The organism is Pandoraea fibrosis, from assembly GCF_000807775.2.
Lineage (GTDB): Bacteria > Pseudomonadota > Gammaproteobacteria > Burkholderiales > Burkholderiaceae > Pandoraea > Pandoraea fibrosis.
In genome coordinates, this window is sequence record NZ_CP047385.1 from 3,643,133 (window position 1) to 3,662,171 (window position 19,039).

At 62.9% G+C, this 19,039-nt stretch carries 11 protein-coding genes; 4 read left to right on the forward strand and 7 right to left on the reverse strand.

Annotation, left to right across the window (positions count from 1 at the left end; all coding sequences use genetic code 11):
- Positions 1–44: 44 nt before the first annotated feature.
- The 4 genes from PI93_RS16015 to PI93_RS16030 form a co-directional block, all read right to left on the reverse strand.
- Entirely contained in the window at positions 45–3,653 is a 3,609-nt protein-coding gene (locus PI93_RS16015; RefSeq protein ID WP_236109267.1) for a DNA translocase FtsK, read from the reverse strand.
- Between the two features lie 225 nt (positions 3,654–3,878).
- Positions 3,879–4,901, reverse strand: a complete 1,023-nt coding sequence (locus tag PI93_RS16020; protein ID WP_052241001.1) for a hypothetical protein — start codon at positions 4,899–4,901, stop codon at positions 3,879–3,881.
- Positions 4,902–5,380: 479 nt separating this feature from the next.
- Complete coding sequence (locus tag PI93_RS16025) at positions 5,381–8,398, reverse strand: putative bifunctional diguanylate cyclase/phosphodiesterase (RefSeq protein ID WP_052241000.1); 3,018 nt, start codon at positions 8,396–8,398, stop codon at positions 5,381–5,383.
- Between the two features lie 214 nt (positions 8,399–8,612).
- The gene (locus PI93_RS16030; RefSeq protein WP_080759418.1) at positions 8,613–9,485 is read right to left on the reverse strand and encodes a hypothetical protein; all 873 of its coding nucleotides are present in this window, start codon (positions 9,483–9,485) and stop codon (positions 8,613–8,615) included.
- A 363-nt stretch (positions 9,486–9,848) separates the two neighbouring features.
- Between PI93_RS16030 and PI93_RS16035 the strand changes: the two genes are divergently transcribed.
- A complete protein-coding gene (locus PI93_RS16035; RefSeq protein WP_039374438.1) occupies positions 9,849–10,334 on the forward strand; it encodes a MarR family winged helix-turn-helix transcriptional regulator in 486 nt (161 codons plus the stop codon).
- 151 nt (positions 10,335–10,485) lie between these two features.
- A complete protein-coding gene (locus PI93_RS16040; protein ID WP_052241013.1) occupies positions 10,486–11,970 on the forward strand; it encodes an MDR family MFS transporter in 1,485 nt (494 codons plus the stop codon).
- Positions 11,971–11,972: 2 nt separating this feature from the next.
- On the opposite strand, the gene PI93_RS24860 is transcribed toward PI93_RS16040, so the two are convergent.
- Positions 11,973–12,383, reverse strand: a complete 411-nt coding sequence (locus PI93_RS24860; protein ID WP_052240999.1) for a hypothetical protein — start codon at positions 12,381–12,383, stop codon at positions 11,973–11,975.
- A gap of 404 nt (positions 12,384–12,787) precedes the next feature.
- Here PI93_RS24860 and PI93_RS16045 point away from each other — a divergent pair, with 404 nt between their 5' ends.
- Both PI93_RS16045 and PI93_RS16050 read left to right on the forward strand, forming a co-directional pair.
- Entirely contained in the window at positions 12,788–15,304 is a 2,517-nt protein-coding gene (locus PI93_RS16045; RefSeq protein ID WP_052240998.1) for an autotransporter family protein, read from the forward strand.
- Positions 15,305–15,621: 317 nt separating this feature from the next.
- Entirely contained in the window at positions 15,622–16,431 is an 810-nt protein-coding gene (locus PI93_RS16050; protein WP_224785768.1) for a hypothetical protein, read from the forward strand.
- A 70-nt stretch (positions 16,432–16,501) separates the two neighbouring features.
- On the opposite strand, the gene PI93_RS16055 is transcribed toward PI93_RS16050, so the two are convergent.
- Positions 16,502–17,746 carry a GGDEF domain-containing protein gene (locus PI93_RS16055; protein WP_052240997.1) on the reverse strand — a complete coding sequence of 415 codons (1,245 nt, stop codon included), beginning with the start codon at positions 17,744–17,746 and terminating at the stop codon, positions 16,502–16,504.
- Between the two features lie 385 nt (positions 17,747–18,131).
- The gene (locus PI93_RS16060; protein WP_094067705.1) at positions 18,132–18,863 is read right to left on the reverse strand and encodes an IclR family transcriptional regulator; all 732 of its coding nucleotides are present in this window, start codon (positions 18,861–18,863) and stop codon (positions 18,132–18,134) included.
- Positions 18,864–19,039 lie beyond the last annotated feature (176 nt).

Sequence of the window (19,039 nt, forward strand, 5' to 3'; positions counted from 1 at the left end):
TCGACTTGCGTGGCGGGTCGTAAGGCAGATGTAAGCGATGGCGATTAGTCGCCCGGCGCAATCACTTCGCGGGTACCGTTTCGCCCCATCGGGCTGACCAGTCCGGACGCCTCCATCTGCTCGATGAGGCGTGCGGCGCGGTTGTAGCCGATGCGCAGTTGCCGCTGCACGGCAGAGATCGACGCTCGACGCGAGCTCAGCACATAGGCGGCCGCCTCGTCGTAGAGCGGGTCGGCTTCGGCGTCGCCTGTCGACTCACCAAACAGGTCGGCGGACGCGGCATCGGCCGGATCGCCGGCGAGAATCGCCTCGTCGTACTCCGGTTCGCCGTACTGCTGCCAATGCTGAACGACACGATGCACTTCGTCGTCGGCGACAAATGCGCCGTGCACACGCTGCGGATAACCCGTACCCGGCGGCAGGAACAGCATGTCGCCCTGCCCCAGCAGCGATTCCGCCCCCATCTGATCGAGAATCGTGCGCGAATCGATTTTCGACGACACCTGAAACGCGACACGCGTGGGAATGTTCGCTTTGATGAGGCCGGTGATGACATCGACCGAGGGGCGCTGCGTCGCGAGAATCAGGTGAATGCCTGCCGCGCGCGCCTTCTGCGCCATACGAGCAATCAACTCTTCGATCTTCTTGCCCGCCACCATCATGAGATCCGCAAGCTCGTCGATGACCACCACGATGAGCGGCAGCCGATCCAGCGGCTCCGGCGCGTCGGGCGTGAGCGAGAACGGATTGCTGACCTTCGTGCCTGCCGCTTGGGCGGCGTCGATCTTCTCGTTGTATCCGGCCAGATTGCGCACACCGAGGGCGGACATCAGTCGATAGCGCTTCTCCATCTCGCCTACGCACCAGTTCAGGGCATGTGCGGCCTGCCTCATGTCGGTGACGACCGGGGCCAACAGATGCGGAATGCCACCGTAGACCGACAGTTCGAGCATCTTCGGATCGATCATGATGAGCCGCACGTCGTCCGGTGTCGCCTTGTAGAGCAGCGACAGAATCATCGCGTTGACGGCCACCGATTTGCCCGAGCCCGTGGTGCCGGCTACCAGCAAGTGCGGTGCGCGTGCGAGATCGGCCACGACAGGCTCGCCGGTGATGTCCTTGCCCATGGCAAGCGCGAGGTACGAGCGATGCGCGTCGAACCCCGGCGCCGTCAGGATCTCCGACAGACGAATCATCTGCCGCTTCGCATTCGGTAGCTCAAGCCCCATGCAGGTCTTGCCGGGAATCGTCTCGACCACGCGAATCGACGTCACGCCCAGTGCACGCGCCAGATCCTTCATCAGCCCCACGACCTGCGCGCCGCGCACGCCCACCGCCGGTTCGACTTCGAAACGCGTGATGACCGGCCCTGCCGATGCCCCCACGACCGTCACCGGCACCTTGAATTCCGCCAGACGCTGCTCAATCAACTGCCCTACCGCCGCAAGCGCTTCGTCGGAGACGACGTTCGCTACGTCCTGCGCCGTCGCTGGCGACAGAAGATCGAGCGGCGGCAGATCGTAATCGATGGCAACGCGCGGCGCCGGCAGTTCATATGGCGTATCGGCCGAGAAGCTCGCGGTTTGCGGCTCGCTCGAACGCGTCACACCGCTTGCGTCGAACGGTGCCGAGGCAGCGAACGTCGGGATAGCCGGCACTGCGGGAGCCGGTGTCACCGGCGCGGTCGATGCGGACGGAGGCACTGGCCGTGGCGTTGCATCCGCGTGCGTCTCGCGGACTTCGTGTACCTCATCATCGGTGCGTGCCCATGTGCCGTCGGCACGTAAAACGTAATGCGGCTTCGGCGACGACTCCGCCGGCTGTACGGTATCTGGCGCATCCACAAACGCGGAGGCGTCGACGGATTCGAATGGCGCTTCCGATGGTTCGGCAACGGGTGTGCTCAACGGCACATGCACGGGCGTATCGGAAGTCGCTGATGTTTCGGAGGTATTGGATACCTCGACACTGGCCAGCACATCGGCGAACACGAACGGACGCGGCGCGACGGCAGGCATGGCTGCAGGCGTCGGCATTGACATGACCGGTATCGCAACGGGGGCGTCAGCGGGTGTCGCCGCCGCTGGGAGTACTTCCTCGACATCCCACCCAGGCTGCGTTTGCGCGACGACCGCAGGCGAATCCGCGTGCACCGTGACGTCCATTGGATCACTCGCGACATGCGCATCGTGAACGGTTTCACTTTCCTGACGATCGATAGCGAGGGCAGACGCCTTCGGCAACTGCGGGGCCGCATCGACGGTCTGCACCGAATCCGAGACGGTCCACTCACGCAGATCGCGAAGCAGTGCCTGCGCCTCGTCGCGCAACGCCGCGAGGGCCGCGACGCGCGCCCGCTCGGCGGCACGTGCAGCCTCCTGCTGTGCGAGCATTTCCGGCGTCGGGTCGGCCGGCATCACATTCTCCGATGCGATTTCGGCATCTTTCGTCGACAGATCGACAGGCGAAAACTCGGAAAGTCCTGACGACAACGGCGTGGCGGCATCGGTCGCAGACCACCCCGCAGCGCCACGGATCATCGGCGCGGCAGGACTTGCCGCCATCGCTGACGACGCGACCGTCGCAGCAGGCGGGTTCATCGCGGCGATGGCATCGGCAGGTGCAGGAGCGGCATCAGATGCATGGGAAGCTGCCGAAGACGACACGATAGGCGGCGCGCCGCGCGGTGGAATATCTTCGAGTCCGAGCTGCGGTTTGCGAAACGGGCTGTGTACGATCGTGCCACGCAGATGCGCGGGCGCCATGCCGACCGGACGGCGATAGCCCGTCACGCCGGGAATCGATGTCGAGTGCAGAGGGTCGGCAGGCGCAGACGACGATGTCGTCGGCTCGGGCGTGATAGCGGCTTTGGCTGCTGTCGGCGCAGGTCGCGGACTGGTCGACGCTACCCCGCGTGCGCCGCGCGATGGCAGCCCCGGTTCGGCTCGCACGAACTCCGTCATGCGTAGCGTATCGCCCCGGCTGGGGCCTGATGTATAAGCACCGTGCGGCGGAACAGGTCGTACCCCGGCCGCCGCGCTCGCGGATGCCGTAGCGGGCACACCGGCGCCCGCACGCCCTGTCGCGGCGCCCTTGCCTGCCGAACGGCTTCCCGTACCGCTCGCGAACAATGGCTCCGTGCGCGGTGCACCGCGAGCCGTCAACGGTGGCGGTTGCATGGCATCGAGACGTGCGCGTTCTTCGTCGGACAACTTCCAGCGTGGTTGCGCGGCAAGGCCACGGCGACGCGGCACGGGCTCTTCGGTCAGACGCCCCACGTTGTGATGTCCTTGCCCGAGCGTCGGCGTGAAGCGCTCGCCACGCTCACTCGTATCGAACGACATTTGCGACCGGCCACGCACCGGCTCACGCGCGCTGCTATCGAAGCGCGATTCATAAGTCGGTTCATCGGCGTCGTCATCGGCAGGTTTGCCACGCGCAAACATCCCCCACCAGGTGGTGCCGAAGACCATCGGGAGAGAAAAAAGAAGGACACCGCCTGCAACGCCCATCGCGAGCGTGCTACCCAGCGCGACGTGCAAGCCGTGAGAGAGGAATTGGCCGACGCTGCCGCCAGCAGTGTTGCCGTCGCCACCGGTGAGTGCGGCGAGCGTGGCGCTCGACACCATGGCGAGCGGTACGCCGAGCAACATGCGGAGTGTGCCGTGGCCGAAGATTCGTATCTCACCGCCAAGCAGACCCCGTACGCCAGGCCAGCACAATGCCAGCAACCAAAACGTCGACAGTCCGAACCAGCCAAACCCCATAATCGCTCATGCTTCAGGAAAACCCGGAGTGCGATTGTATCAGGTAGACCACCGTGTGGCGGGCCTGTCGGCAGGGTCTTTCATGCGCCGGCGAACCCCGGCGCCCACGAATCAGGCGTGACCGTGGGTGCCTGTCGGGCGCGCCGACAAGGTCGCCTCGATCGCCGCGCTCCCGGCAGACATGGCCGGCACAGCCTCGTCCGGCACCACCAGGCTCAGGTTCCGGCGACGCAGCGAACGCCAGTCGACCTTCTCGAAGATGTCTTCGCCCAGCGCACTGACTTGCGACAGATTCTCGACACGCACGCCGCGCGCGCGCAAAACCTCGGCCGCGTGACGGAACGAAGGCTCGATCAGGCCGGCAAACTCTGCGTCGAGCCGCGTCGGTGCGCGGGTCTGCATCGTTTCATAGAAACGCGGCGTCTGGGCCGCGTCGCGCAGATCCACACCGTGCAGATACATCTCGGTGAAGCCCAGCCACGTGGCGACCTGGAGCGCAAAATACGCCACCGTGCCCCCGTGGAAAAAACCGTTGTCAATGTCGAAGCTGAACCCCAGCCGACCGCGTTCGCCCGCAAATGCAGCGCTCGAGGCAACGCGCGGATTCGCCCGCAATACCTCCGGTGTGCTGGCCGCTTCCATGCCGCGCTTGAAGATGTCGTCCACGAGGTAGAACCGGCAACCGAAGGCCGACGACGGGAACATTTCCAGCAAACGCGCGAGCACCACCGGCGTGACGAACAACACAAGATCGCGCGCCACGATGCGTCGCGCAAGATCCGGACGCTGACGCACGAACCCGGCGTCGAGGATGCAGTAGAAATTGAATTTGACCGGCGCCCGGTCGGCCAACGCAATGGCGCCGTTCACCCCCATGACGTGATGCATCGGCAGCGCTTCGTAATCGATATCGGCGATCGAAGGACCACTGGCGATGATGTGGCAAGGCAGGCGGCGCAGGCGCTGCAATTCGGCGCGCCGGGCGAGAGGCACATGCCGCCCTCGCCATGTGAAGCGCTCGATAACGCCCATCGCGTCGCGCTCGATCCGCGCGTGCGGCCACAGCCGTTCGTTGTGCCGCCACTTCGCCGTATGGCTGAGGCGGTACACGAGTTTGAGAAGTGTCGAAATCATTATCGTTGTTCTGGTTAGGTCATCTGGTTGCGCCGTGCGCATCTCGTGGATACGTGCGGTCCTAACCCCGTTCATGTCGCGTGTCTGATTTTTACCGTGCTTAACAAGCGCAGCGGGCGTCGTCGAATTCCGCGATTCTCCCCCAATGCGGAAGCAGCCCGCCGGCGCATGGAGCGTTGACTCCATCACGTCGACGTACAAATTCTGCCACCCGGACTTTGTTCCGGACAACATTTATTCCAAGTGGAAATCTTACGTCAGGTTACGCCCTGATGTCTTGGCAGAAGAAAGTGCTTGACGTGCAAACCCCCGATTCATGCGGGTTTGCGGCACATCGTGTACGGTCGAAGAGGGAGTGAAAGGAAATCTGACGAGAAATACAGCATTGCACCAAATGCAGATAATCCGCAGCGCCGATCAGCGATTGATGCAGGTTTTGCCGGGGGCATTCGCGTCACGCCGACGCCCCGGCGGACGATTCAGTGCAGGGCCGAATTACGACTTGGGTGCGGATAAAAGGACTGTCCCAACTCTGCCAGCAACGATGCCAATTGCGGATCGCGAACGAAGCTGGCGGCGGAATCGGCGGCCAGAATCGCTTCGGGGGTCTGTGGGCGCGCAATCAGAAAACCCTGCACGTAATCGACGCCAAGTTCCGAGAGCGCCTCAAGCGTAGCGGCATCTTCCACCCACTCCGCCACGCTGCGAATGCCCAGATTCTTCGCGAGCGCCACAATCGCTTCGACAATCGCCAGATTGGCCGGATGTGCCGCCATGCTCTTGACGAATGCACCATCGATCTTGATGGCGTCGACGGCGAGATCCTTCAGATAGGAAAACGAACTGAACCCCGCACCGAAATCGTCGAGCGCGATGCGCCCGCCCAATTGATGAATCCGGTCGACGAACCGGCGCGTATTGTCGAGATCGTGAAGCGCCACGGTTTCCGTGATTTCGATACAGAGCAATCCGACGGCACGCTCATGGGCCGCCAGCGTCGCAAAAATGTCTCGCACGAAATGCTCATCGTTGAGCGACGCCCCTGACAAATTCACGCAAACGAACTTGGTCTTCGAGAGCCGATCGCGGTGCTGATCGATCCAGGTGAGCGTGTTCGTCAGTACCCATTTGTCGATCATGCCGATGCTGCCGTTCTCCTCGGCCGCACTGATGATGCGCGAAGCCGGCACGATATTGCCGTCCGAATCGCGCATGCGCAGCAGCACCTCGAAGTTGAGCGACTCGCCGGGCGACGCCATCTCCATGATCGGCTGCATTTCGAGAAACAGTGTGTTCGGCGTGAGTCCGGCATCCAGCGCGTCGATCAGCCGCAATTCCGCAAGACGCTCGCGGAACGCCGCTGCACCGCGTTCGTAGACGACCAGTTCGCGGCGGCTCTTCTTGGCTTCGCGGCATGCGCGATCGGCAGAAGAAATCGCATCCGGCACCCGCATGTCCGCCGTCAGTTCGATCACCCCGGCCGACGCACGCACCTGAAATGCGCGATCCCCGATCTGATAGGGCTCGCCGGCAATCGCGTCGACCAGCCGGCGCGCCACTGCCGCCGCCTCCTTGATCGTCGCGTCGCGGAAGACCACGATGAATTCATCGCCACCGGTGCGGCCCACGCTCTGATCCGTCGACAAGCGCGCCCGCATGCGATCGCACGCCTGACGCAATACCTCGTCTCCCGACGCATGGCCGAAGAGGTCGTTGACGAGCTTGAAGCGATCCAGATCCAGATAGGCAAGCGCCGCCGGCCGGGCGTCGGACAATGTCCGAATGGCCTCGCCAAGCGACTTCTCGATGCCGCGTCGGTTCGATACCCCCGTCAGCGGGTCGTTCTCCGCCAGATAGCGCAGTTGCTCCATCGTGCGGGCGCGTTCGGTGATGTCTTGCAGCGACCCTTCGATTCGTCCATCGGCGAAGATCGCCTTGACGAGGTAGCGGCTCGTGCGGCCATCGTCGCGTGGCAGCGAAAGGATTTCCAGCTCCGACTCTTCGCTGTGCTGCGCAACGTCGAGCAACATGCGCCAGGTGTTCTGTCCGAAGAACTGATCCCAGCGGAACGCCCGCCCCTCGGTATTGGGAATGCCCAACATCGTGTGCAACGCGGCATTCCCGCGGACGAACACTCCCTGATCGTTGAGCGTGAACAGCCCCACCGGCGTCACGTCGTAGGCATTGCGAAGTTCGGTCTGCGCTTCGAGCTTGCCCTTGTGCTCGGCCCGCATCTGCTCGGCGATGGCCAGCGCCGCCATGAGGCTCGAGAACAGCGCAGCGGTGACGCTGTTCAGCGCCGACGACAACGCCCGCGCATTGAACGCCGCGGCGATCACTTCGGAAAACGTGGCGAACAGCACAATGGCCAGCGAGGCGCTATACCAGATCGCAACACGCGAGCGCGTCATCACGAGAATGCGGGCGAGCAGCACCAGCACGATCACGATACCGAGCGCAGCCACCGCCCAGAGCACCGGAATGAAGTGCGCATACGGCAGCGCAATGGCGGCACAGCACAGCACCACACCGGCCCATTGCAGCGCCATCACCATCCATCGCAAGCCGATCAGCCGCAGCTCCCGCTTGAAGAGCTGGGTGAACAACGAATAGGTCAGTACGTAGTAAATGGCGAACGTCGCCTTGCGAACCAGGGCATCCCACTCGGTCGGAATGGCGCGCTCCAGCCACTGCGTGTCTGCACCGAGCGAGTTCGCTGCCAGTCGCAGATTGCCGATCAGCCACGCCGCAAACAGCACGTACAGCCATTCCTTGTTGATGATGGCGGTCACGAGCACGAATGCGGAAAGCGTGAGCAGACCGCCTTCGAGCAGACCGTTGCTGCGGTGGAATTCCTTCTCCGAAACACGCAACTGAGACGCCGGCCATGCCACCAGCGAGAGATGGGCCGGCCCGGAGAACGTGCCTTCGCAAAGCAGCGTCACGGGCGCGACGAGATGACCGAGGTCAATCGCAAAGCCCGCCTTCGACAAGCGGATAGCGCCGCTCACGCCGTTGCGATCTGCGCGGCCAATGGCGGGGGCATCGGGATTGCGCCAGCACGCAAGCGTTTGCGCGTGACGCGAAGGGAATTCGATGACAGTGTTCTGCTCGTCGCCCACCGCCGGAACCGTGACACGAAACCAGACGGGCGCTTCGGACAGATGCGTGCTGAATTGCTGAACGACCGGTGCGCGCTCCAGCGAGCCCTGCACCAGGGGTGGCCCGAACGTCGCGGGAAGATCGCCTTGCGCCTGAAAGCTCAACGGCGTGGCCCCCCGCACAGCGTACTGACTCTCCTGAAACATGAGCACGATGCCCGAGAGCAGCATGATCGCTGCGGGCACGGCATACAGCGAAATACTACGAAACAGTTCGTCGAGCCGTGCGGTAATACGCCAACGACGCCGCGTGCCAGTGAGTTCGGCCAGTTCATCGGCGAAATCGTTCGTATTGCGGCCGTGATCGTCACGCTCGTTGCCGAGTTCCCCCGCCATATGACTCTTATGCCCTTATCTCGTTGGTCGCCCCCGCGTTGGTCTTGCGGGCAAGGCGCATCTCTCGCCCTGCCGGCCGGGCCGGCCCTGTCCCGCGCAGCCGGTATTCCGGCCTGCACGGTCAGGTGTCTCTCGCCCGTCCTGCCCGTTACCGCCGTCGCCGCAAAAATCACGGTTTGCGCACGACGGGATAACGATAGTTCGAATAACGGCATTACACCGCCAGGCTGAAGCCTGATGCTACGCATCGTACCTCGTCGGCACCAAAAGATAAATCCCGGAGATGCGCGTCAATACTGGCTTCACCCGACGATGCGCCCCGCACATCCTCCCCGTCGCCCGGCACCCCCAGTCGCAAGTCCGGGTGATGTGTCAGGCACATGTAGGCAAACAACGGATGCTCCGCGGCCTGCCAGCGTGAACGGGCCTGCGCCACGTCCAGTGCCAGCACGCGATGCCCGATACCGCCCACATGCGCCATCGGAATCAACGCTTGCGAGGGGAACACGTCGACAAACATCAGCGCTTCGTACTGCCGATGCAAAGGCGGACGCGCAGTAATCACCATCCAGTCGATGCCGGAGAGCAGGCAATACTGGTAGAACGCCTTGAACAGCGCCGTCTTGACGACGCGCCCGACCGGCCCGGCCACCACGCCCAGACGGGTCGCCTCGGCCAGTGCCGCATTCCCCAGCCACTCTGGCAACGGTGCCGAGTCCTCCAGATGCAATGACTGATAGCGGTTGGTCTGGATGCGCATCGTGCCGAGCACAGCACCATCGAGCCTCGCGCGCGCGACGAGCACGATGGAACCCGCCTCACGATCGCTGGCCTCCGGCTCGCTCAAGGTGGCAGCGAGTTCGGGGAGATGGCGTCCATAGGCGGCCTGACGCATGGCGACCGCATCGCGCAACGCCGCTTCATCGCTCGCAATGGTCACGGTAAAGGGCAGCCGCTCTTCGCGCATGGCATGGAGATCGGAAACCGGAGAGCGAGCCGCCGGCGACAACGCCTGACGACGATGGCCGGCCGACCGGTCGGTTTCAGTGATGGAAAGGACATCCGAGGCTTGTGAAAGGTCAAACATGATTGACACTCCTTAAGGTCAAAAGTGGGCTGGTGCCATGCTCGGGCGATCTCGCCGATGCATCGCACCATTCCTTTCTTGATCCGCCGGGGCGAAGTGTCAAGTGCTTATTTCTCTTGGTTTTTTCATCGTTTCGGGAGCGCCTCACGCCCGCCCCACCTCGCGCCGCACCCATCGCCCGGGAACCCGCGTCGCGTCGAGTCAAACCGCCCCTACCCCGTTCGACCCACGGGGCGATGCGGCGGGCAGTGTCACCTATTTGCGACAGTTGCCGTTCGATGAAAGACTCTGGCAAAATGCTAAACGTGTTTACTATTCAATGACGGTGCCGCCGGATGGCTGCGCCGTCTTTTTTGCGGCGCAATGTCGAAAATCGATTGGTCTTCCCGCTTCGGCACGCTGGTGCATGACACCGCACGCGTCTACTCGCGGCTGTTCGACCGGCGCGCTCGCGGAAATTTCGATCTCACCCGGGCGCAGTGCAGCGTGCTGGTGATGCTGCATCGCTACGGCGTGCAGACGCAGGCCGAATTGGCCGAACGCATGGAGTTGACGCCAATGGCGCTCGTCAGGTTGTTGGACCGGCTCAGGGAAAAGGGTCTCGTGCGCCGCGAGCGCGACCCGAACGACAAACGTGCTCACCTGCTGTACCTGACCGAGGCCTCGGAGGCGAAGATCGACACGATCGTCGCCTTCGCCAACGTGACCGAGCGCGAGGCGCTGGCCGACCTCACCCCGACTGAGCGTGCCGAGTTGTCGCGTTTGCTGGGCAAGGTGCTAGCGAATCTCACGCGCGCTGAAGCGCAATGCCCGGCCCCGGCGCGCCGGGCCGGGGCCGGGCCGGGATAAGCCACAGTACCCCGCACGTGCAGGAGACAACGCGGACGAAGGCCTCTCCTTCGCTTCGCCATCACGACAAGAACAACGAACGACCAGAGGAATTACCGTGGCATCCCCGCAAAAAGTTGGCGATCCGGGCAAACACCGCGCGCTCGTCAGCATGTCCGTCATGCTCGCGACGGTGTTGCAGACGCTCGACAGCACCATCGCCAACGTTGCCCTGCCCCATATGCAAGGCAGCCTTTCCGCCTCGCAGGACTCGATTACCTGGGTACTGACGTCCTATATCGTGGCGGCCGCCATTGCGACACCGCTCACCGGTACGCTGTGCGCCCGCTTCGGACGCCGGCGCGTCTTCCTGTGGTCGGTCGCCGGCTTCACGATGGCATCTGCCCTGTGCGGCATGGCGCAATCGCTTACGGAAATTGTCGCGGCACGTCTGCTTCAGGGGATTTGCGGTGCGGCGCTCGTGCCGCTCTCGCAGGCGACCATGCTCGACATCAACCCGCCGCACAAGCATGGCTCGGCGATGGCGGTCTTCGGCATGGGGGTGATGGTAGGCCCCATTCTCGGGCCATCGCTGGGTGGCTGGCTGACCGACAGCTACAACTGGCGCTGGGTGTTCTACATCAACCTGCCCATCGGGCTGATCGCCTTTCTCGGCATTGCCGCTTATCTGAAAGAGCCCCCTGAGCAAAAAGCCGGGAAGTTCGATGTATTGGGCTTCGTTACCCTGAGTCTGGCCATCGGCCTGCTGCAATTGCTGCTTGACCGGGGCGAACAACAGGACTGGCTGAATTCCACGGAAATCTGGCTGGAGATGCTCGGCGCGATCATCTGCTTCGCTTACTTCATCGTTCATACCTGGACAGCCGGCGAGCACTCGTTCTTCGACCGGGCATTGCTGCGCGACCGAAATTTCAACACGGGGGTGGTCTATATCTTCGTGGTCGGCATCATTCTCTACGCCACGCGCGCCCTGCTTCCACCGATGCTGCAAAGCCTGTTCGGCTATCCCGCCATTCTGACGGGGTGGGTGACTGCGCCGTCCGGGGCGGGCACCATGGCAGCGATGCTGATCGTCGGACGCCTGGTCGGCAAGGTCGACGTTCGCTACCTGCTTGGCTTCGGCTTCGCGTTGACCGCCTATTCGCTCTACTTGATGGCCGGATACTCGCTCACGCTGCGTCCATCGGACATTGTCTGGCCGGGGGTCATACAGGGCTTCGGACTTGGCTTCGTCTTCGTGCCGCTCACCACCGTCACGTTCGCGACGCTGCCCGGAACATTGCGCGCCGATGGGGCGGCGATCTATAGCCTGTCACGCAACATCGGCAGCAGCATTGGCATCTCGGTCGTACAGACGCTGCTCACACAGAACACGCAGGTCAATCACGCTGTGCTCTCCGAGTACATCACACCGTTCACGCAAGGCATCGAGGCCTATGTACAGACGTACGGTGCCGCCGCGATGGCCGCCCTCAATGCCGAAGTGACCCGACAGGCGACCATGATTGCCTATCTGGATGACTTCAGACTCATGATGGCGCTCACGCTCGCGGTCATGCCACTGCTGCTCTTTATTCGCATGAAGAAGAAGGCGCCCGGCGAAGTGGACGAGATAGTGCACGTGGCGGCGGACTGACCCTAAGATTTGACGCGGCGCGCTGGCGCCGCGCGCTTTCCCTCCCCGCGTGGCTGACGAGGCTTGCGTGGCTTCGGCTCCACGCCGATGCGCGGGTCGCCGGCCAGGACTCGCGCCGTCAAATGTCGCGCGACGGATTCGAACTCGACCTCGCTCTGCGGCAAATACAACCATTTCCCCAACACCGGATGCGGGCGCAATGCCGGCATTTCGGCGATGAGCGATGCATGGTGTTCCCGCGAGGTACATACGAGCAACCCATCCCATGGGGCGTCGCGATCGATGACCGCCAGACATTGCAAGCCGTGGACGTAAGCGGCATCCGCCCCGAACATTTTTCGCGGGAGATAGGTCTCCTCGTTTTCGAACGGCTCAAAGATCCAGAGTAGCGAATTACGAATAGTCGATGGCACGGCGTCACTTTCTTAATAAGAACAGGGGATGACAACTCAAAAAACCAGACTCATGGCATGGCATTACGAAACGCAAAGTGCACAAATCACACCAATACTTTCATTGCGTTTCAAAAAAGCAACATCCTATGGATATCAAACAGCTACCCATTGAACATTTGGAGATATCAATCTACTTTAGCGCCACGGGGTATTTCAAACGAATTCAATAGCCACGGGAGTGTGCCATGCACGCCTCACCGCCGTTGTCGTCTGATTCCCGCCCCATTCGTCGCTGCCCGCATCGTTTGCGGCCACTGATTTTAGCCGTATCCCTCTGCCTTCCCGGCCTGGCAAAAGCCGCGTGTGACAACACCGCACCTGCGAGCGGCACGACCGTCACCTGTACGGGCACCGACACAAGCGTGACTGCACAACCCGGCAGCACCAACGTCACCGTCAACGTGACCAGCGGCAGCACCATATCGTTCACACAGACGCTGCCGAACACCGCCGCCCTCTCCGTCGACACCTCCAGCACGATCACCAATGCCGGCACCGTCAAGTTCACCGGCACCCCGACAGGCGGTCGCGGTGCGGGCATGCTCGGCACCGGCAATGGCAATACGCTGGTGAACACGTCCACCGGTGTCATTACGACTACCGGCGACCGAAACGACGGCATGGCGATCGACGGCAACAACAGCTCGCTCACGAACAACGGCACCATCACGGTTTCCGGCCCCACCTCCTATGGCATGACCGCCGCGTGGGGACAAGCGTCCGGCCGGGGCCAGAACAACACCTTCGTGAACACCGGCACAATAACCGCCAACGGATCCGGCAGCCGAGCCATCAGCGTCGTCGGCGGCCAGAGCACGGTGACAAACTCGGGCACGCTGATCACAACGGGAGGCGTCGCATCGAACCGTTCGTTCACCGTCTTCATGCAAGGGAATAACAATACGCTGACTAACAGCGGCTACATCGAAGCCCGCGGGGTCAACAGCGACGCCGTTGTCTCGAACACCGGTCAGGGATTCACTTCGTCCATCGTGAATCAGGCGGGCGGTCAAATCATCAGCCGTCAGGGCTTCGGTGTGCGCACCGTGAACGGCACGATCTCGATCACCAATGCCGGGTTGATCCAAAGCGATGCGGGCACTGCCATCGCGATGAACTCGGCGGCAAGCGCCAACACGCTCACATTGCAGACCGGCTCGCAAATTATCGGCACCGCCGATGGCGGCGCAAGCGCTGTGAGCCGGTTGATCCTGCAAGGCACCGGCACGGCAAGCAATGCGTTTGTCAACTTCGGCACCCTGCTCGCACAAGGCAGCAACTGGACGTGGAGCGGCAGCGGCAACTTCACGACCGCGCAGATCCAGAGTGGCATCTTCAATCTGACGAGCACCCTCGGCGGCGCCACGACGACCGTCGCCGCCGGCGCCACGCTGACCGGCACGGGCACGCTCACGGGCAACGTCACCAACCAGGGGACGATTCACCCGGGCGACGGGGCGGGCAACGGAACCCTCACACTCGTCGGCAACTACACCGGCCAGAACGGCACGCTCGCCATCGATACGGTGCTAGGCGACGACACCTCCCGCGTCGCGCCGCTCACGGTCAATGGCGGTGCAATGAGCGGCAACACGGCGATTGCCGTAAACAATCTGGGCGGACTCGGCGGATTGACCACGGGCAACGGCATCCCGATGGTGCTGGCCACCGGCGGCGCAACGTCGAGCGCGTCGGCCTTTGCCCTGAATGGCACCGTCAGCGCAGGCGCCTATACGTATTACCTGTACAAGGGCGGCACAACGCCGGGCAGCGAGCAAAGCTGGTATCTGCGCTCATCGGTACCCGTCGCTACGACGCTCACCACTGTCGATCCGGTGACCGGTGCGCCGGTCACCGTGGTCGAAGAGCCGATCCCCGCCACGGGCAGCCCCGCGGTAGCACCGCTGGGGAGCGATCCGGTACCGATCTACCGCGTCGAGGTGCCCGTGTACTCGATCATGCCGGAACTGTCCCGCACGGCGGGCTTCGCGCAATTGGGGACGTTTCACGAGCGCCAGGGACAGCAAGGACTGCTCGATGAGCACGGCTGGCTGACCGATGGCTGGGTACGTGTCTGGGGACAGACCGAACAACTGCGCAGCAAAGGCGATGTGACACCGCAATTCGACGGCAATATCGGTGGCGTACAGCTCGGACACGATGTCTTCGCTCGCCGCGCCGATAGCGGGCATAGCGATCACGTTGGTATTCTGGGTGGCTGGACCCGTGCAACGGGTGATGTGCAAGGTCTTGCGCTGGGCGCACCGAGCACGCCGGCCGGATCGCTCGGGCTCGACATGTACAGCGGCGGCCTGTACTGGACGCATGTGATGCCCGGCGGGGCCTATACCGATGCCGTACTGCTGGCGTCGGCGTTGCAGTTTCAGACACGCCCTGCCAGCGGACTGAATCGCGACGTCAACGGGAAAGCGCTGGCAGCATCGCTGGAAACCGGCTGGCCCATTCCCCTCACGTCGTCGCTCACGCTCGAGCCACAAGCGCAGATCATCTGGCAACATCAATCGATCAACGACTTCAACGACAGCATTTCCAGCGTGTCGTTCGGCAATACCAACAGTTGGCTCGCACGCCTGGGCGCGCGACTCGAAGGCAATTACGACGGCGCACGCGGCCTGCTGCGCCCTTACCTGTTATTCAACCTGCTGCACAGTTTCGGCAGCGAAGGCCGGGTCGTTTTCGGTGGCTCCACGCCCGTCGTGACCAACGCAAACAGCACCTCGGCGCAGTTCGGCATTGGCATGGCCGGACGCTTCAACAAGTCTGCCAGTGTCTATGCCACGCTCGCCTACCTCACGCAGCTCGACAATACGCGCCAGCAGAGTGTCTCCGCGACGCTCGGTCTGCGCTGGACCTGGTAGCGCAAGCGATATCCGTCATTTCGGTCATCTATCAATCGAAAACCGTCAAATTTCAAACGATCAATCATAGCTTTTGACGGATTATCAGTTTCGATTTTCGCCACTCGACGTTCGTGCACGCCTGTGAGGCAGCGATAAGTCCTGTCGTACCTCAGGACTTCGCAGGCGGCATGACGTCCGAGCACAGCGCGACGCTATCGCCGACCCAGGGGATCGGCCAAGTTCGCTTCGCGCTCGTTTGCGGCCCGACATCCCCTGCTGCGCCCCGCACTTTGGCGAAACGAACCCCACGATTTTTGATGACTCCCGGAGCCAGAATGACGATGCGCAATACCTCACCGAAGCAATCACTGCGACGTCTCGCCGCATGTGGGCTGCTGGCCTGTATGTCGACGGCGCATGCGCAAACGACAGTCGAAGAAGCGAACAAGAGCAACAACCCGCTCAATCTGGCGCCAGCGCTCACCCTGCAGAACTACTACACGCCGTCGATCTTCGGGACGAATACGCACACCAACGACTTCATGTTGCGACCGACGATACCGATTGGTCCGAGCCGCTTCATCCCCGTGCCGCAGATCTTTCGCGCGACGGTGCCGATCAGTACGCGACCGGACCCGAATGGCGGCTACCAGACCGGACTGGGCGACATCAACCTGTTCGACATCTTCCTGATGGATGTCGGCGGAGGCACGCAATTCGGCGTTGGCCCGTTGCTGACGATGCCGACGGCAACCGACAAATCGTTGGGAACGGGAAAATGGCAGGCGGGTCTTGCTGCCGTGGGCGTGCATTCGAACAAGGCCGGCGTGTTCGGCGCACTCGTGCAGTGGCAACATTCGTTTGCCGGTCAGGGAGATCGTCCGACGGTGGAGTCGCTCACCGCACAACCGTTCATCATCTACAACCTGACCGATGGCTGGTACCTGCGCTCCACGGCGACGTGGTCCTTCGATCTGCAACGCGGCAACTACTACATCCCGTTGGGGTTGGGTGCGGGCAAGACGTGGAAAATCGGCTCCACCATCGTCAACGCGTATGTCGAACCCCAATACTCGGTGATTCACTCGGGCAATGTGCCCCAATGGCAGGTGCTGGGCGGCGTGAGCTTCACGTTCGGGCACTAAACGGCGCGCCGGCCGGGACTGCGCCGCAGGCGCGAACACCGGCCCGGCCGCCGAACCGTTGGCGCGCGCGTCACCCGCCCGCCGCTGCGCGCAACGGCGTCACTTCGGGGCGGGGATCGGTGCTCACCGGCATCGCCGTCTCGGGCGTGTAACGGACACAGCGATTCCGGCCAGCCGCCTTGGCCTGATACAACGCACGATCCGCGCGCTGCACCAGCGACGACAACTCGCCACGCGAACGCTCGTCGCAGGCGATCCCGATACTCACGGTCGCCGCTACGGTTTCTCCCTGCACCATGCGAGCCGAGCGCTCGAAGGCCTCACGTACCCGCTCGGCGATCGCTTGCGCTTCCGTCGCCCCCACGCCGGGCAGGAACAGCGCGAACTCCTCGCCGCCGTAGCGTCCAAAAATATCGTCCGAGCGGAGCTGTTGCGACGCCGTGCGCGCAAACAGCAACAACACCGTGTCGCCGAACGGATGCCCATACGTATCGTTGATTCGCTTGAAGTGATCCAGATCGAGCAGCAACAACGCCACCGGCGTGCGCGCCGCGCTATGCCGCCGCATCTGCTCGCGCGCAAGCCGTGTGAACTCGGGCCGATTGAAGGCCTGTGTCAGGCCGTCGCGCGTAGCGGCGCGGTGCAGAGCGATTTCCGAGCGCTCCTTGCCTAGTGAGACCATCAAAAAACTCGCCACCACGATCAGCACCAGCATTTCTGTGGTCGCCACCTGCGGGCCGAACCACGTCAGAAACTGCGGGTCGGTAGGGCTGAGCCACACCAACGCCACCGCGCGCACTGCATAAAACGACCCATGCAGTACCGCAACCACCGCCAGCACGATGCTGCTCGGCAGCCGTAACCCCGACGCCTGCCAGAATTCCTTCCCCGCCATCAGGCTGTAGAACGCGAGCAACGAAAAAAACAGCACGCCGCCACTCCAGGCATCGAGCGGCCGGGCGAACAGCCACGTGCCCCATAGCAGCACTGCCGGGCCACCGAACACTGCAACCCATTGCACGCTACGTGCATAGAAGCGTCGCGCCCCGCTCCACACCATCGCGAACGCAAGCGTCGCCACCGCATTGCCCAGCGGATAGAGCACCGCGAGCTTCGAGCTTCGCGCGGCGAGCAGATAGAGGATGGGAGAGAAGGTCGCGAGCAGGAACGCCAGACTCCACCAGCGCGGAGACTCGGCTTCGTCGCGACGCAAGGCATCGAGCATGAACAGGATGCCTGTCGCGATACTCAACAGGAAAGTCACGAACTGTAGTGTCGGCAGGTCTAACGCCGGCAGCGACAAACCAAGAGCCATGGCTCCGTCCCCCGTGCTCGCCGCAAATCCTCGGGCATGACCGCCCGGAACGCGATGCGCAGTTTGAAGTACGGGGAAATGAAACCGGTCTGAGAGATCAGCGGTTCGTGAGTCGGGCTGGAATGTCTGGCAGTGGCTTGCGCACCGTATGCGGCGCACCGTCTGGCCGCCCCGGTTCGGCCATCGGTTTCTCGGAGGAATACCCGGCACATCGTGCCTGACCACGCGTCTTCCCTGCGGCACTTGGGTCGCGTGCCGCCACGCGCGATGCCGGAATTCCCGGAATTCAGCCCTGCTCCATACCCATGGGGCGGGATTCTAGCACGTCATTTTGAGAGGGCGACCGGCCTGCGGATCGCCTCACTCCCCGGCGCGTTCGCTTCCCTTACATTTCCTGTCGGCGCCGCGCCGAGAGCGCGCCTGCCGTCTGGATCACGAGATCGGCAAAGCGACGCTCGTCGCGCTCGGCATTCCAGCGCACGCGCGGCACCGCAATGTTGATCGCCCCGATGGCCCTGCCGTCCTGATTTACCACCGCCGCCGCCGTCGAAATATCCCCCATGAAGAACTCGTCTTCCGTGTGCGAATACCCTTGCTTGCGAATGCGCGCGAGCCGCTCCTTGATCTTGCGCGGCTGCGACACGGTGGCAGGTGTGAACTGTACGAGATTCGTGCGCGCCAGAATGTCGTCGATCTCGGCGTCGTCGAGCGTGGCGAGCATTGCCAGTCCCGGCGCGGTGCAATACGCCGGCAGGCGCGAGCCGACGATGACATTGGCGTTGAATACGCTACGGCTCACGATACGCAGCACGAACACAATGTCCGTGTCCAGACGCACCGTCAGATTCGTGGCCTCCTCCGTTTCTGCCGCCAGTTGCTGAAGATAGGGGGCCGCACGGCTCACCAGTTCGTTCGAGACCAGGTAGTGGTATGTGAAATCGAGCAACTTCGGCGAGAGTTCGTACTTTTTGCTCTGCGGGTCCTTGAGCAGATACCCGAGCGCCGACAGCGTGAAGGTAAAGCGCTGCGCCGCGCTGATGTCGAAGCCCGTGGCGACGGCAATTTCGGAGAGCGAAAGATGGCGCTTCGAACCGTCGAACGCGGTCAACACCTTCATCGCCTTTTCGACGGACTGAACGTAAAGGGTGGAGTCGGCCGATGGCGTAGTCGCCGCCGTCGCTTCAGGAACGGCGGCCGCTTTGGCGCGGGTACGAGGAGTTTTGGTGGTGGCCACGATCTTGATGGAATGGGGCAGACAGAGCAAAATTATCTCATGAAAATAACTTCATATCT